The sequence below is a fragment of the Streptomyces sp. MGP-BFMKR1 genome, from assembly GCF_057766585.1.
In genome coordinates this window covers 4,624,583-4,640,308 of record NZ_CM173408.1, presented here as the reverse complement: position 1 = coordinate 4,640,308, position 15,726 = coordinate 4,624,583, and the positions used below count along the sequence as shown (strand labels likewise).

The following is a 15,726-nucleotide window of genomic DNA, read 5'->3' as shown; positions in this document are numbered from 1 at the left end:
CGTCCGGCATCATGGAGACCACGGTCCCCTGTGCATGTCGACAAGGAGAGATCTCGTGGACGACGTTCTGCGGCGCGCCCCGCTCTTCGCGGCGCTCGATGACGAGCAGGCCGCTGAGCTGCGCGCCTCCATGGGGGAGGTCACCCTCGCGCGGGGTGATGCGCTCTTCCACGAAGGGGACCCCGGCGACCGCCTGTACGTGGTCACGGACGGCAAGGTGAAGCTGCACCGCACCTCGCCCGACGGGCGCGAGAACATGCTGGCCGTGCTCGGCCCCGGCGAGTTGATCGGCGAGCTGTCGCTGTTCGACCCCGGGCCGCGTACGGCCACGGCGACCGCCCTCACCGAGGTGAAGCTGCTCGGCCTCGGCCACGGCGACCTCCAGCCGTGGCTCAACGCCCGGCCCGAGGTCGCGACGGCGCTGCTGCGCGCGGTCGCGCGCCGGCTACGCAAGACCAACGACCAGATGTCCGACCTGGTCTTCTCGGATGTTCCCGGCCGTGTGGCCCGGGCGCTGCTCGACCTCTCGCGGCGCTTTGGCGTGCAGTCCGAAGAGGGCATCCACGTCGTTCACGACCTCACGCAGGAGGAGTTGGCCCAGCTCGTCGGCGCCTCCCGGGAGACCGTCAACAAGGCGCTGGCCGACTTCGCCGGCCGCGGCTGGCTGCGCCTCGAGGCGCGCGCCGTGATCCTGCTCGACGTCGAGCGGCTGGCCAAGCGCAGCCGCTGACCCGCGGCCATGGGCGGCCCGACTGGTCCGGGCCGCCCGCCGTGCGCCGGGCGCACCACCCCGGCGTCCGCGGGCTCGCGGGGCGCGCGCCGCCGGCACGCCTGCGCCTCGGCACTCCCGCAACGGGGCCTCGCCCTGCGGGGCTACCGGCCTGAGCCGCCCCGGCGGCGGCTCCGCACGCCCCGGCGCGCATCGGGGCGTGCGTACGTTTCGTACGCGGCGCTCCGCACCACGCCCGCCGCGACACACCGCACCAACCCACGCCGCCGCGCGCCGCTCCCCGTCGATCCACGGCGCCCCGCGCCGCTCGCCCGGCCCGGTGTGCCTCACGAGCCCCGAAGCACCTGCGCAGCCCCACATGGCCCAGCCGGTACCAACCGGCCCACGCAACCTCGTACGGCCCGTAAGAGGCCGGCTACGGCCGTTCCCGCGCGGTCCCGTGCGCCCGCGCGCGACCGGCCCGACAAGCCCGCTGTGCGCCCGCGCGTACGGGGCGTGCCCGGTGGCGGCGAGCGCTGGGAGCGGGCCAGGCCGGGCCAGGCCACCTCAAAGGTCAGGTCAGATCAGGTCACGTTCGCCCAGGTACTCGAGCTGGGCGCGGACGGACAGCTCGGCCGCGGGCCACAGCGAGCGGTCGACGTCGGCGTACACGTGCGCGACGACCTCGGACGCGGTGCGGTGACCGTTCTCGATGGCCGTCTCCACCTGGGCCAGCCGGCTGGCCCGGTGCGCCAGGTAGTACTCGATCGCGCCCCGCGCGTCGGCCAACACCGGGCCATGCCCCGGCAGCACCGTGTGCACGCCGTCGTCCACGGTCATCGAACGCAGCCGGCGCAGCGAGTCGAGGTACTCGCCGAGCCGCCCGTCCGGGTGGGCCACCATCGTCGTGCCACGGCCGAGCACCGTGTCCCCGGTGAGCACCACGCCGTCGGCCGGCAGGTGGAAGGAGAGCGAGTCCGACGTGTGGCCGGGCGTGGGCACGACGCGCAGCTCCAGGCCGCCGGTGGTGACCACGTCACCGCCGGCCAGCCCCTCGTCGCCGAGGCGCAGCGCCGGATCGAGGGCGCGCACGCGGGTACCGGTCAGCTCGGCGAACCGGGACGCGCCCTCGGCGTGGTCCGCGTGGCCGTGCGTGAGCAGCGTCAGGCCGACCCGGCGGCCGGCCTGTTCGACGGTGGCCACGACGTTGGCGAGGTGCCCCTCATGCAGCGGCCCCGGGTCGATGACGACGGCGAGGTCCGAGTCCGGCTCGGCCACGATCCAGGTGTTGGTGCCGTCGAGCGTCATGGCCGACGGGTTGGGCGCGAGCACGCAGTGGGCCCGGGCGGAGGCAGGGCCGCCGATGGCGCCGCCGCGCGGCTGGCCGGGAAGTGCGGCTGCGTTGGTCATGCGCTGGCTCCGTCCGTGGCGGCGGGAGGGGGTGGCGTGGTCGATGTGTCGGGTGTGACGTGCCGGGTGAACTCCTCGTGCCCCGGCCAGCTCAGTTCGATCTCGCCGTCCCGCAGCGTGGCGCGGGCCAGGATCGGCGTCAGGTCCTGGTCGGCCGCGGCGGCCAGCGCGGCGGCGGCCGTGGCGTGCGGGATGAGCTCGCGCAGCGTCGCGATGGTCGGCGGCATCATCAGCAACTCGCCGCGGTCGTAGCCGGCGGCGGCCTCCCGCGGCCTGATCCACACGGTGCGGTCGGCCTCCGTGGAGGCGTTCCGGGTGCGCTGACCGGCGGGGAGCGCGGCGGCGAAGAACCAGGTGTCGTAGCGGCGCGGCTCGAACTCCGGGGTGATCCAGCGCGCCCAGCCGCCGAGCAGGTCGGAACGGAGCACGAGCGAGCGGCGGGCCAGGAAGTCGGCGAACGACAGCTCGCGGGCGACCAGCGCGGCGCGGTCCGCCTCCCAGTCGTCGCCGGTCGTGTCGGCGACGACGGTCCGCGCGTCGGGCCCGGCCAGCAACACCCCGGCCTCCTCGAACGTCTCCCGCACCGCCGCGCAGACGATGGCCTGCGCCGTGCCCTCGTCCGTCCCGAGCCGCTCCGCCCACTGCGCGCGCGAGGGGCCGGCCCACCCGGTGTCGCGCTCCTCGTCCCGCGCGTCCACGGACCCGCCCGGATACGCGTACGCGCCACCGGCGAAGGCCATGGAGGCGCGGCGGCGCAGCATGTAGACGGCGGGGCCGGCCGCCGTGTCGCGCAGCAGCAGGACGGTCGCCGCCCGCCGCGGCTCGACGGGCACGAGCGCGCCGCTCGCCAGCGCCCGGATGCGCTCGGGCCACTCCGGCGGGTACCACTGTGCGGCGCTCGGCGCCACGTCCCCGGCCCCTGGCTCCGCGACGGCCTTCGACGTGCTGCTGGACCCCAGACCATTCGTAGTGGACATGGCCGGATGCTATGCGCTGGTCCACGGATGTTCGAGAGGCAACCGTGACGACGGGGCGAAGCCGGGCCCCGCGGGTCCGCTCACCCAGTCGTGGAGCCCAGGAGGCGACCACGGGCGCGCTTCGGACGAGCGCCGGCCCCGAGTGCGCCGGGTGGTGTGGATGGTGTTTCGGTACGTCCGCGCGCGGGCGCGTCAGGCGCGCCGGCGCACGGAGAGCGGGGATGGGGCCGGCGACGGGGCCAGGGCCGGCCGAGTCGGGCGTACGCGGGTGGGCCGGGCGCTGTGACGGGGCGCCGGGCGCTGTGGCGGGGTTGGGCGAGGGCAGTCCGCGCGGGCGCACCGCGTACCGCGCGCCGGCCCCGCTGAGGCGCCGGGGCCCGGGCCACCGCACACCGCGCGGCCCGGTCGGTGCCCCGGAGCGCGCCCTCAGCCCTTCGGCTGGGTGAAGCGGATGCGGTTGCCGAACGGGTCGCGGAGGCCGCAGTCCGTGCCGTACGGGCGCTCGGTGGGCTCCTCGGTGAACTCGACCCCCTGCTCACGCAGCGTCTCGTACGTCTTGCGGCAGTCCTCCGTGGTGAAGATGAGCCAGCCGCCCATCGCCCCCTTGGTCACCAGGTCGCGCACCTGGGCCGCCGTCTCCTCGGACATCGCCGGAGCGCCGGGCCTCTCCAGCAGGATCTGGCGCTCGGGGTGGCCGGGGATGCTGACGGCCAGCCAGCGCATGAAGCCCATGTCTACGTCGGCGGCGACCTCGAGGCCGAGCTTGCCGACGTAGAAGTCGAGGGCCTCGTCCTGGTCGAGAACGTATATCTGCGAATGTGTGATGGCGTTGAACATGTGCATCACGTTAGTGAGCGGGGCGGCCGAAAACTTATCCAAAACTGCTCACTCCGTGGACGACCGCCGCGTCAGTCGCTCGGTCGCGACCAGGCCATCGTGAAACAGGTCGGCACGCCGGTGGCCGCCGCCTGCTTGCGGTACGCCCGCGGCGACTGGCCGACGATGTCGCGGAACGTACGGCTGAAGGTGCCGGAGCTGCCGAAGCCGACGTCGAAGCAGATGTCCGTGATGCTGCGCTCGGTCTCCCGCAACAGGAACATCGCCCGCTCGACGCGCCGGCGCTGGAGGTAGCGGTGCGGCGTCTCGCCGAACGTGGCGCGGAAGACGCGCGCGAAGTGCGCCGGCGACACGTGCGCGATACGGGCCAGGGCCGGCACGTCCAGCGGCTGGACGTACGAGCGGTCCATCGCGTCCCGGGCCCGCAACATGCGGCGGTTGCTCTCTTCTACGGCGCGGCTCACGGCGCCATCACACCACGCCCACGCGCACCGGCACCCGAGCCGAACCCCGCAGCGAGCACCCCCCAGCGGGCACCCGAGCCCGCACCCGCAGGCCGGCGCGCGCCGGCGCCAGCGCCGCCCGTCAGCCGGCACGCGAACGGGCGCGCGGCCCGACGGCCGCGCGCCCGCTCACCTCCACGACATACCGGGGGTTCCGCGAAAAGTCTCGCGGAGGCATCCGTCGTACTACGCGTCCGCTACCTCGACCTGGATCTCGACCTCGACCGGCGCGTCCAGCGGCAGCACCGAGACGCCGACCGCGCTGCGCGCGTGCACGCCCGCGTCGCCGAGCACCTCGTGCAGCAGTTCGCTCGCGCCGTTCAGGACGCCCGGCTGCCCGGTGAAGTCGGTCGCCGAGGCGACGAAGCCGACCACCTTCACGACCCTGACCACCCGGTCCAGGTCGCCGACCTGCGACTTCACGGCAGCCAGGGCGTTGAGCGCGCAGATCCGGGCCTGCTGCTTGGCCTCCTCCGCCGTCACCTCGGCGCCGACCTTGCCGGTCACCGACAGCTTGCCCTCGACCAGCGGAAGCTGGCCCGCGGTGTAGACGTACGACCCCGTCCGCACCGCCGGGACGTACGCGGCCAGCGGCGCGGCGACCTCGGGCAGCGTCAGCCCGAGTTCGGCGATCCGCCGCTCGACGGCGCTCACGCGCCCTTCTCCCGCTTGAGGTAGGCCACGAGCTGCTCGGAGTTGTTCGGGCCGGGAACGACCTGGACGAGCTCCCAGCCGTCCTCGCCCCAGGTGTCCAGAATCTGCTTGGTCGCGTGTACGAGCAGCGGCACGGTCGCGTATTCCCACTTGGTCATGGTGCCGACTGTAATGCCTCTCCCCGGGAGCCTCGTGCGTAGCCCGAAAGGGGACTGGTTAGGCTCACAGATGTGAGCAGGCTCCATGTCGTTAGTGGCAAGGGCGGCACCGGCAAGACCACGGTCGCCGCGGCACTCGCGCTGGCTCTCGCCACCGAGGGTCGGCGCACGCTGTTGGTGGAGGTGGAGGGCCGACAGGGCATCGCCCAACTCTTCGAGACGGAGGCGCTGCCGTACGAGGAGCGCAAGATCGCCGTCGCGCCGGGCGGCGGTGAGGTGTACGCGCTGGCCATCGACCCCGAGCTGGCCCTGCTCGACTACCTCCAGATGTTCTACAAGATGGGGAGCGCGGGCCGCGCCCTCAAGAAGATCGGCGCCATCGACTTCGCCACCACGGTCGCCCCCGGCCTACGGGACGTGCTGCTGACCGGCAAGGCGTGCGAGGCCGTGCGGCGCAAGGGCAAGGAGGGCCGCTTCGCGTACGACTCGGTTGTCATGGACGCCCCGCCGACCGGGCGCATCACCCGGTTCCTCAACGTCAACGACGAGGTCGCGGGCCTGGCCCGGGTGGGCCCCATACACAACCAGGCACAGGCCGTGATGCGGGTCCTCAAGTCGCCCGAGACGGCGGTGCACTTGGTGACGCTGCTGGAAGAGATGCCGGTCCAGGAGACCATGGACGGCATCGCCGAGCTGCGCGCCGAGGGCCTGCCGACCGGCGCCGTGGTGATCAACATGGTGCGGCCCGCAGTGCTGGACGCGGCGGCCGTCGGCATCGCCGCGACCCAGGAGCGCGCCGGCATCGCCCAGGTTCTCGCGCGCGCCGGTCTGGGCGCGGCGCACGCCGGCGGACGGGCCGAGCAGTTGGTCGAGCCGCTGCTGGAACAGGCCCACGAGCACGCGGAACGCGTCTCCCTGGAGCGCGTCCAGCGCACCGAACTCTCCCAACTCGACCTTGCCACGCACGAGTTGGAGATGCTCCCGAACGGCGTCGACCTGGCCGGCCTGTACCGGCTCGCGGCCGACCTGCGGAAGCAGTGGCCGGCGTGACGAACCGGCGCACGCTCCGGCTCACCGCCGTCCCGTACGCCGGCAGCGGTCGCCGCACGACGCGCCCGCGTACGCGAGGGCACGCGCGCACCCCGGGGTCGCGCGGCGGAGCCCGACCCACGCCGGGCGCGCACAGCACGCGCCCGTACGACCCGAACACGTCCAGCACGTCCAGCACGTCCAGCACGTCCAGCACGTCCAGCACGAGCGGGCACGGCGGGCACACCAGGCACATCAGTCACGACAGGCGGCCCCCCGGCACGCCGCCGCGCGTCACCAGTACGCGCGGCACACAGACACAGACACAGACGCGAGAGAGGCACGGCGCGAGCACGCGCATGGCGACCACGTACGGCACGAGCGCCCCCGGCGTGGGCGCGCCCGGCGCGCGTACGGACGAGGCACGGGCGCACGGGACGGGCACGCACGCGGCGCGCACGCGCGGCGCGAGTCGGTACGCCGTGCGCGCGTACGGGCAGGAGGCGGCATGACGATGGACACGGCGCCACGGCTGGATGCCGACGCGGTGCTCGACGACCCGCGGACCCGCATCGTGGTGTGCTGCGGTTCGGGCGGGGTCGGCAAGACCACGACGGCCGCGGCGCTGGGCGTACGGGCCGCCGAGCGGGGTCGCAAGGTGGTCGTGCTCACCATCGACCCGGCCCGCCGACTGGCGCAGTCGATGGGCATCGACTCGCTCGACAACGTCCCGCGCCAGGTCAAGGGCATCGACGACACGGCCGGCGGCGAACTGCACGCCATGATGCTGGACATGAAGCGGACCTTCGACGAGTTCGTCGAGGCGCACGCGGACGCCGAACGCGCTGCCGCGATCCTGCGCAACCCCTTCTACCAGTCCCTGTCGGCCGGGTTCGCCGGCACGCAGGAGTACATGGCCATGGAGAAGCTCGGCCAACTGCGCGCCCGCGACGAGTGGGACCTGATCATCGTGGACACCCCGCCGAGTCGCTCGGCGCTCGACTTCCTGGACGCGCCCAAACGCCTTGGCTCCTTCCTCGACGGGAAGTTCATCAAGGTGCTGATGGCCCCGGCGAAGGTCGGTGGCCGGGCGGGCATGAAGGTTCTCAACGTCGGTATGTCGATGATGACCGGCACGGTGAGCAAGCTCCTCGGCGGGCAACTGCTGCGCGACGTACAGACGTTCGCGGCGGCCATGGACACGATGTTCGGCGGCTTCCGGACGCGCGCCGACGCCACGTACCAGTTGCTCCAGGCCCCCGGCACCGCCTTCCTCGTCGTGGCCGCCCCGGAGCGGGACGCGCTGCGCGAGGCGGCGTACTTCGTCGAGCGGCTGGCCGCCGAGCGGATGCCGCTGGCCGGCCTCGTGCTGAACCGGGTGCACGGCAGCGGTGCCGCGCAGTTGACGGCCGAGCGGGCGCTGGCGGTGGCGGAGAGCCTGCAGACCGCCGCCGCGGCGGGCGCGGGCACCCCGGACGACACGGCCACCGAGCGGGACTCCCGCGCGGCCGACGGGACCGTCGGGAGCGATGAGATCGACGGCGCCTACGGGGCCGGCGGGGAGCCTGTGGACGGGTCGGCTCCGGTCAACTCAACGGAAAATCTGCCAGTCGGCGGCATTGTGGATCGTCCTACCGGGCAGGGGGAAGGCAGTTCGTCTTCGCCCACGATCCGCACACCGCACGACACGGCCGAGCGCGCCGACCCCACCGGCGCCCCGGCCCACGACGAGGGGCCGCACGCCACCACCACACCGCAGACCCCACCCAGCGCGCCCGCCACGGGATCGGACGACCCGGCCGCCGCCACCGACATCGAGGCCACCACTCCCCCGGAGACCTCGCCGGAGGCGACCGCCGCCGCGACCGAGCCCTCCGCGGCCACCCCAGCCACGGACGACGCCCCCGACAGGGCCAGCGCCGAACAGTTGGCCGCGGGGCTCCTCCTGCTGCACGCGGAGCGCATGTCGCTGCTCGCGCGCGAACAGCGCACGCGGGACCGCTTCACCGCCCTGCACCCGGAGGTCCCGGTGGCCGAGGTCGCGGCGCTCCCGGGCGACGTCCACGACCTGGTCGGCCTGCGCGCCGTGGGCGACCGCCTGGCGGCACAGCGCTCCTGAACAACGCGCCCGGCACCGCCCGGTCGGGCCCAGGCGCGCCCTGACCAGGGGGCGGGCCTGACGAGGGTGGGCTCCGTACAGCGCCGGACCGATGCGCCCGGGCCGCGCCGCGAGGGCGTGTCCCCACGCACCGCGTCGGGTGGGCTGTACGCAAGGCAGGACAGCGACACGGAGCACCTGGCGGCGCGCGCGGACAGGCGAACCACGAGGTGGTTGAGCGGCAACGGGCTACGGAATCACCAGCCGGCCGATCGACAAAAGGTGCGCTATGCCCGGCATGTCAGACGTATTTCCAGCCACTGTCGCGCACCACCCAGGCCGGCGCTCCTCGGCGGAACACGCGCGGGCCGACGGACTTCCCAGCCGGCCACCGCGACCACCAGCATCGCCCACTCAGGGCCCAGGCCAGCGGCTCCCGCTGGGCGAACAACGACAGGCAGGCACGCACGCCGCCGCAACGGGGGCAGCGATGCCGCGTCACAACACGACAAGGGGTAACGCGAGCAACGAGCCCCGGGGCCGTCAGCGTGCCGCGCGCCACCGACCGGGCCGTACGACGCCAGGGGGACGCGGCGTGACGGCTCGACAGGAACGCGAAGGAGAACCAACGCGCGGCTCGCCCGCATGTCGCAGGGCGACTCCACGCGCCACACCGGGCCGGGGGGCCTCACCCATCGAGGCTGTAACGGTGACCGGCAGCAGGGGTCGGCTCGGTGGCGACGCTCCAGGTGAGCGCGCGTGCGAGACGACCGAAAGGGTGTGCCCCGTAGGGCGGTCGCGGTCCGCCAGCGGCTATCCGACCGCCGCGTAGTCGCTGTCGTAGTGGTCGTACTCGTCGTCATCGAGGCCGACGGGCAGGATGCCCGCGCCGCGCTCGTACTCCGTGCGCGCGGTCTCCAGGAGTCTGCGCCAGGACGTGACCGTCGGGCGGCGGCGCAGCAGCGCCCTCCGCTCCCGCTCGGTCATGCCGCCCCACACGCCGAACTCGACGCGGTTGTCCAGCGCGTCCGCGAGGCACTCCGTGCGCACCGGGCAACCGGTGCAGACGGCCTTGGCCCTGTTCTGCGCCGCGCCTTGTACGAAAAGTTCATCCGGATCGGTAGTGCGGCAGGCTGCCTGCGCACTCCAGTCGGTTACCCAGCCCATGCTGGCGCCGTCCTCTCCCGAATTGAGGCTCCCCCACGGCGACAAACGGCATATTCACCGTCGCCAGTTGAGGACGTTACGGAAGGCAGGCAGGGCGCAACACCCCCTGCGGGCCCAATCTTGAATGGCCCGAACGGACTATGCGTACGCGGCAGATCACCCAACGGAGTGACCTGACGACATTGACGTCTTTTCCGACAATGCGGTGCAGATTCCCCTCAACATTTGGGGCAATCTCGCGACACCTACCGACAATGCGGACAGGTCTCATCACTCACTGGAGTGACAGCTGAGGTGTTGCGGCAGCGTACGACTGGGGCTGGCGAGAAACAGCGTATGCGAACAGGCGGGCGCCTGTCCGGCGAATGAGAACGTAGGCTGCCTCCATGGGAAAGAAGCGCTCCGGCGGAGGTCTCACGACGACCCAGCAGGCCGCGAAGTTCCTCGGCGTCAGCGTGCTGGCCGGAGCCGTGCTGGCGGGCATCGCGCTGCCCGCGGCGGGTGTGCTCGGCCTGGCGGCCAAGGGTTCCGTCGAAGGCTTCGACGAAATACCGGCCAACATGAAGACGCCGCCGCTCAGCGAGCGGACCACGATCCTCGACGTCAAGGGCAACGAGATCGCGAAGATCTACTCCCGCGACCGGACCGTGGTGGACCTGGCGGACATCTCCCCGCACATGCAGAAGGCGATCGTCGCCATCGAGGACGCGCGCTTCTACGAGCACGGCGCGGTGGACCTCAAGGGCGTGCTGCGCGCGCTGAACAAGAACGCGCAGTCCGGCGGCGTCTCCGAGGGCGCGTCCACGCTCACCCAGCAGTACGTGAAGAACGTCTTCATCGAAGAGGCCGGCAACGACTCGGACAAGTTCGCCGCCGCCACCGAGCAGAGCATCGGCCGCAAGATCAAGGAACTGAAGTACGCGATCCAGGTCGAGAAGGAACTGGGCAAGAAGCGCATCCTGCAGAACTACCTGAACATCACGTTCTTCGGGCAGCAGGCGTACGGCGTGGAGGCCGCCGCCCGGCGCTACTTCAGCAAGAGCGCCAAGGACCTCAACCTGGAGCAGTCGGCGCTGCTCGCCGGTCTCGTCCAGTCGCCGAGCCGGTACGACCCGGTCAACGATCCACGCGAAGCGACCAAACGGCGCAACATGGTGCTCAAGCGGATGGCCGACGTGAAGGACATCACGCCGCAGCAGGCCGAGGCCGCGCGCAAGAAACCGCTCGGCCTCAAGGTCAGCGAGCCCAAGAACGGCTGCATCACCGCCGTTCACGGCGCCGGCTTCTTCTGTGACTACGTGCGCCAGGTCTTCCTCACCGACCCGATCTTCGGCAAGACGTCCAAGGAGCGGGCCAAGCGCTGGAACCAGGGCGGCCTGACCATCCGTACGACGCTCGACCCGCAGGCACAGAACTCCGTACAGAAGTCGATCACCGATCACGTCTACCAGACAGACTCGGTGGCCACCGCCGTCACGCTGGTCGAGCCGGGCTCGGGCCGGGTCATCGGGATGGGCCAGTCGCGGCCGTACGGCTTCGGCGACAACGAGACCCAGATCAACCTGTCGGCCGACCGGAAGATGGGCGGCTCGAACTTCGGCTTCCAGACTGGTTCGACGTTCAAGCCGATCACCGCTGCCGCGGCCCTGGAGAAGGGCAAGCCGCCGCACCAGGAGTACTCGTCGCCGTACGAGATGGAGTACCCCAGCCCGGTGGCCACGTGCAAGGGAAGCTGGCGCAACGACGGCAAGCCGCCCGCGACCGTGCAGAACGAGAACCGCGAGGAGGTCGGCCCGTACCGGATGCCGGAGGCGACCGCGAAGTCGGTCAACACCTACTTCGTCCAGTTGATCAGCGAGATCGGCGTCTGCCCGGTCACCGAGCTGGCCGCCAAGATGGGCATGCGCCCGGCGGATGGCAACAAGCTCAAGCAGGTGCCGGCCCTCACCCTGGGCAGTGAGGGCATGTCCCCGCTGACCATGGCCAACGCGTACGCGACCTTCGCCAACCGGGGCGTCTACTGCACGCCCGTCTTCATCGACTCGATCACCGGTCCGGGCGGCAAGAAGCTGAAGGTGCCGGAGTCGTCGTGCTCGCGGGCCATGTCGACCAAGACGGCCGACACGATCAACACCCTGCTGCGCGGCGTCGTCGAGGACGGCACCGGTAGGAAGGCGGGGCTGAGCAGCCGGGCCAGCGCGGGCAAGACGGGTACGACGGACGAGCGGAAGGCCGCCTGGTTCGTCGGGTACACGCCGAACATGGCGGGTGCCGTGTGGGTCGGCAGCCCCGGCCCGAAGGACGTCGAGATGGTGGACATCACCATCGGTGGCGTCCACCACGAGAAGGTGTTCGGCGCCGACACACCGGGTCCAATCTGGAAGGACGCGATGAGCGGCGCGCTGGAGGGCAAGCCGGCGCCCGGCTTCAAGACCGTGCGCATCGACGACCCCGACAAGAAGAAAAAGAAGAAGCCGGGGCGCGGCGACGACGACAAGCCGCGTAAGCCCCAGAAGCCGGCGCGCCCCGGGGGCGACAGGGGCGACGACGACCCGTGGCCCGACATCACCATCCCGCCGGGCGTGATCGGCGGCGGCGACGGCGACAGCGGTGGCCGAGGCAACGGCGGCCGGGGCAACGGCGGTGGCAACGGCAACGGCGGCTGGCCGGACTTCGGCTAAGCGAGCCGCGGCGGTAGCGGTAGCGGTCGGTAGTACGGCGGGGCCCGTCGTACTACTACGGGAGGGGGCGGGTGGCGCAGCAGCGCCGCCCGCCCCTCCCGCGTACGCGGCTCCCCCGTGCGCCCCCGCCGCGCGCCTCCCGCCCGGCGGTGGCCCGGCGGGCACGGGGCCCCTACTGGCACTCCCCTACGAGGCGCCGGGTCAGCCGGCCAGGGCGCGCTTGACCGCGGCGGCCACCCGGCCGCCCTCGGCACGGCCCGCGACCTTCGGGTTCACGATCTTCATCACGGCGCCCATCGCGCGCGGGCCCTCGGCCCCGGCGGCCTTGGCCTCCGCGACCGCCTCGCTGACCAGCGCGTTCAGCTCGTCGTCGGTGAGCTGCTTGGGCAGGTACTCGGCGAGCACCTCGCCCTCCGCGCGCTCCCGCTCCGCCGACTCCGCCCGACCGCCCTCGGCGAACGCCTCGGCCGCCTCGCGACGCTTCTTCGCCTCGCGCGTGATGATCTTCTCCACCTCGGCATCGGACAGCTCGCGGGCGGTCTCGCCCGCGACCTCCTCCTTGGTGATGGCCGTGATGGTGAGCCGCAGCGTGGAAGAGCGCAGCTCATCGCGGGCCCTGATGGCTGCGGTGAGGTCGTCCTGAAGCCTGGTCTTGAGCGTGGTCATGCCGTCGAGTCTGCCAGGAGGCCGGGCCGGGCGCCCTGTGATTTCAGGGGTGCCGCGGGTTCTGCGACGATGGGATCATGCGCGCGCGATACGGAGCACCCCTGGGAATCACCGCTGGAATCACGGCAGTCGGCGCGGCCGGCCTGGCCTACGCCGCGGGCTTCGAAGCCCGCTCGTTCCGGCTCCGACGCGTCAGCGTCCCGGTACTGCCACCGGGCGCGGAACCGCTCCGGGTGCTCCAGGTCTCTGACATCCACATGGTGTCCGGGCAGCGCAAGAAGCGGCACTGGCTCCAGAAGCTGGCCGGGCTGCGGCCCGACTTCGTGGTCAACACCGGCGACAACCTCTCCGACCCGGAGGCCGTCCCCGAGGTGCTGGACGCCCTCGGGCCGCTCCTCGAGTTCCCCGGCACGTACGTCTTCGGCTCGAACGACTACTACGGTCCCAAGCTGCGCAACCCGGCCCGCTACCTGCTGGAGAAGGCCAGCGGCCGGCACGGCCTCAACGGCAACCCGCCGGTCGTGGGCGCGGTGCACAACCCGTGGGAGGAGCTGCGGGACGCGTTCGACGCGGCCGGCTGGATCGGCCTGTCCAACACCCGGGGACGGCTGAAGCTGGACGGCTTCGAGATCGCCCTGACCGGCCTGGACGACCCGCACATCAAGCGCGACCGGTACGCGAAGGTGGCCGGCGGCCCGGAGACGGACGCCGACCTGTCCCTGGCGATCGTCCACGCCCCGTACCTCCGCAGCCTGGACGCCTTCACCGCCGACGGCTACCCCCTGATCCTCGCGGGCCACACGCACGGCGGCCAGGTCTGCATCCCCTTCTACGGGGCCCTGGTCACCAACTGCGACCTGGACACGGAGCGGGTCAAGGGCCTGTCCACCCACCGCGCCGGCGGCAACCGCTCCTACCTCCACGTCTCCGCCGGCTGCGGCACCAACCGCTACACCCCCATCCGCTTCGCCTGCCCGCCAGAGGCCACCCTGCTGACCTTGACTCCGCGGGAGGGGTAGCGCGGTCGGGGTGGTGGGGTGTGGCGGGCCTGTGGGTGGGTTCGCGGGGTTCGGGTCTGGGGGCGCGGGGTGCTGATGGGGGTGGGGAGCTGAGTTCGGGGGCGTCGGGTGAGGTCGGGTGTGGGGCGCTGGCTCGGTGAGGTCGGGGGTGCACTGGGCCTGGGGTGTCCGGCGGTGCCCGGGTTGAGGTGGTGGGTGTGGTGATGTGGCTCACGGGGGGCGATGGGGCCGGTGCTGATCGTTGGCTGTGCCCCGCCCCGCCCCGGCCCCGGTTTCCGCGCGCCGGGCGTCGGCCCAGCACTGGATTCCGTGCTCCGTGCGTCGGCCCAGGTAGGCCCGGTGGGTGGGGGCCGGGGATGGGCCGGACGGGGCTTCGGAACCGGATTTCGTCTACGGCGGCGGGTCCGCTAAAGTAGACCTCGTTGCTTCGGGGTGTAGCGCAGCTTGGCAGCGCGCTTCGTTCGGGACGAAGAGGTCGTGGGTTCAAATCCCGCCACCCCGACTGAAGGAACAGCAGGTATCCAACCTACTCGCGTGAGTAGGTTGGATACCTGCTTCGTTTGCGTGACTATCTGAGTGACTACCGCTCCGGCCCGCGCTTGAAGATGCCGTCCATGGCCACCGCCCCAGTCTGGATCACGGGGCGGATCTGCTTTCGGTAGACCTCCTCAGTCACGGCTGTCCCAGAGTGACCGACGAGCCGAGAGATCTCTTCCAGCGGGACACCGACTGGTGCGCGGAGAAGTGAGGCTGGTCCCACGGCCGATGGTGACGGGCCGGCGCCCAGCCACCATAGTCGCGGCCCTCACAGACGCGGCAGAGCGGAATGCGTCAGCCGGAGCAGGCGCGGTAAGCCTCCTCGCCGGTCGTTACCCGAACCGCGCTTTCCCTCAACGCCTGTGGCGCGGCCTGGCTGGCGACGAACCGGGAACGCCAGTGCCAACGCGGTCACGGTCACGACCACTCATAGATACCGCTGCGGGAGGCTGCCTCGTAGACGCTGGCCACCGCGGCAACGGGGCCTCCGATGCGTGAGGGCCCGAAGTGGCTCTCCAGGCTGAGCCGCCTCCCTCCGCTCCGGGGAGCACCGGCCTGACCAGTGGGCTTGCGCGACTAGCCACCCGCCGATCCAAGGTCTGCTCACCCATTCACCGCGTGCTCCGGCACGCACCAGATCCCAGGATTGACATGTCCACACCAAGCCAAGCCATCACTCGAGCGACCCGCACCCGCACGGAACGCCGCCGAACGCGCCGGAAACGCCGGCCCAGGCCCCCTCGGGGCACCGACGCGCGGAGAACGTCCGCGCCTGGGCCGCGGCCGGGCTGTCCGCAGCGCTCCTCGTCGCCGGCGCCGCGCTTTCCCTGGCCGGCCACGAGGTGGCCGGCAACATCGTCATCGGCGCTGGCGCCGATCTCCTGAGAGGGGGTTTGCGCACTCGGAAGTAGGCGTCACGGGCTCCCGCTGCCGGACTCACCCCGTCCGGCAGCGGGAACGGGCCCGTAAGCGACCATCGCTCCAGGTGCGAAAGCGGCACGGCACCTACTTCCTGCCTCGGCACGCAACAGGCGATCGCCAACGCGATGAACCGGCTGGACGAACACGAGGAGCTGTTGCGTGACCAACTCGCGTTCACTCGGGAGACGCGCGACAACGCGCTGAAGAGCATCCTGTCGACCTCTGTCGACCTCGTAGGTCAGCGCTCGTAGGTCAGTGCTCGACACAGGGGTCCCGAAGCTGGGCCCACGCGGCGCCTGCCCGCGTGGGCCCGCTCGAAGGGTGTCGCTCCGGCCTGTGGTCCCGCGGCCGGCGGTCAGG

14 protein-coding genes and 1 tRNA gene are annotated in these 15,726 nt (G+C 72.0%); 7 read left to right on the top strand and 8 right to left on the bottom strand.

The window, feature by feature from the left end; all coding sequences use genetic code 11:
* The first annotated feature begins 55 nt into the window (after positions 1 to 55).
* On the top strand, positions 56 to 730 hold the full coding sequence (locus tag AC3CHW_RS18090; protein ID WP_030027155.1) for a Crp/Fnr family transcriptional regulator: 675 nt from the start codon (positions 56 to 58) through the stop codon (positions 728 to 730).
* Positions 731 to 1,288: 558 nt separating this feature from the next.
* On the opposite strand, the gene AC3CHW_RS18085 is transcribed toward AC3CHW_RS18090, so the two are convergent.
* The 6 genes from AC3CHW_RS18085 to sp36 form a co-directional block, all read right to left on the bottom strand.
* Entirely contained in the window at positions 1,289 to 2,119 is an 831-nt protein-coding gene (locus AC3CHW_RS18085; RefSeq protein WP_176162615.1) for an MBL fold metallo-hydrolase, read from the bottom strand.
* Positions 2,116 to 3,096: an NUDIX hydrolase gene (locus AC3CHW_RS18080; RefSeq protein WP_488467131.1), complete on the bottom strand. Its 981-nt coding sequence runs from the start codon at positions 3,094 to 3,096 to the stop codon at positions 2,116 to 2,118. The genes AC3CHW_RS18085 and AC3CHW_RS18080 overlap by 4 nt, the downstream gene beginning before the upstream one ends.
* A gap of 426 nt (positions 3,097 to 3,522) precedes the next feature.
* Positions 3,523 to 3,933: a VOC family protein gene (locus AC3CHW_RS18075; RefSeq protein WP_398608158.1), complete on the bottom strand. Its 411-nt coding sequence runs from the start codon at positions 3,931 to 3,933 to the stop codon at positions 3,523 to 3,525.
* 71 nt (positions 3,934 to 4,004) lie between these two features.
* Complete coding sequence (locus AC3CHW_RS18070) at positions 4,005 to 4,364, bottom strand: helix-turn-helix domain-containing protein (RefSeq protein WP_488471098.1); 360 nt, start codon at positions 4,362 to 4,364, stop codon at positions 4,005 to 4,007.
* 258 nt (positions 4,365 to 4,622) lie between these two features.
* Positions 4,623 to 5,090, bottom strand: a complete 468-nt coding sequence (locus AC3CHW_RS18065; RefSeq protein WP_176162617.1) for a RidA family protein — start codon at positions 5,088 to 5,090, stop codon at positions 4,623 to 4,625.
* A complete protein-coding gene (sp36, locus tag AC3CHW_RS18060) occupies positions 5,087 to 5,248 on the bottom strand; it encodes a Sp36 family protein (RefSeq protein ID WP_176162618.1) in 162 nt (53 codons plus the stop codon). Before sp36 ends, AC3CHW_RS18065 begins: the two co-directional genes overlap by 4 nt.
* A 72-nt stretch (positions 5,249 to 5,320) precedes the next feature.
* Here sp36 and bagA point away from each other — a divergent pair, with 72 nt between their 5' ends.
* From bagA to bagB, 3 genes are all read left to right on the top strand, one after another.
* A complete protein-coding gene (gene bagA, locus AC3CHW_RS18055; protein WP_488467130.1) occupies positions 5,321 to 6,298 on the top strand; it encodes an ATPase BagA in 978 nt (325 codons plus the stop codon).
* Between the two features lie 338 nt (positions 6,299 to 6,636).
* Complete coding sequence (locus AC3CHW_RS18050) at positions 6,637 to 6,789, top strand: hypothetical protein (protein ID WP_459247819.1); 153 nt, start codon at positions 6,637 to 6,639, stop codon at positions 6,787 to 6,789.
* Positions 6,786 to 8,396 carry an ATPase BagB gene (gene bagB, locus AC3CHW_RS18045; protein WP_488467129.1) on the top strand — a complete coding sequence of 537 codons (1,611 nt, stop codon included), beginning with the start codon at positions 6,786 to 6,788 and terminating at the stop codon, positions 8,394 to 8,396. Before AC3CHW_RS18050 ends, bagB begins: the two co-directional genes overlap by 4 nt.
* Before the next feature lie 792 nt (positions 8,397 to 9,188).
* Here bagB and AC3CHW_RS18040 read toward each other — a convergent pair.
* Complete coding sequence (locus AC3CHW_RS18040) at positions 9,189 to 9,542, bottom strand: WhiB family transcriptional regulator (RefSeq protein ID WP_176162621.1); 354 nt, start codon at positions 9,540 to 9,542, stop codon at positions 9,189 to 9,191.
* Between the two features lie 386 nt (positions 9,543 to 9,928).
* Here AC3CHW_RS18040 and AC3CHW_RS18035 point away from each other — a divergent pair, with 386 nt between their 5' ends.
* A complete protein-coding gene (locus tag AC3CHW_RS18035) occupies positions 9,929 to 12,223 on the top strand; it encodes a transglycosylase domain-containing protein (RefSeq protein ID WP_488467128.1) in 2,295 nt (764 codons plus the stop codon).
* 201 nt (positions 12,224 to 12,424) lie between these two features.
* On the opposite strand, the gene AC3CHW_RS18030 is transcribed toward AC3CHW_RS18035, so the two are convergent.
* Complete coding sequence (locus AC3CHW_RS18030) at positions 12,425 to 12,889, bottom strand: GatB/YqeY domain-containing protein (protein ID WP_488467127.1); 465 nt, start codon at positions 12,887 to 12,889, stop codon at positions 12,425 to 12,427.
* Positions 12,890 to 12,966: 77 nt separating this feature from the next.
* Between AC3CHW_RS18030 and AC3CHW_RS18025 the strand changes: the two genes are divergently transcribed.
* Both AC3CHW_RS18025 and AC3CHW_RS18020 read left to right on the top strand, forming a co-directional pair.
* The gene (locus AC3CHW_RS18025) at positions 12,967 to 13,908 is read left to right on the top strand and encodes a metallophosphoesterase (protein ID WP_187062841.1); all 942 of its coding nucleotides are present in this window, start codon (positions 12,967 to 12,969) and stop codon (positions 13,906 to 13,908) included.
* Positions 13,909 to 14,336: 428 nt separating this feature from the next.
* A tRNA-Pro gene (locus AC3CHW_RS18020) sits at positions 14,337 to 14,410 on the top strand.
* Positions 14,411 to 15,726: the final 1,316 nt, after the last annotated feature.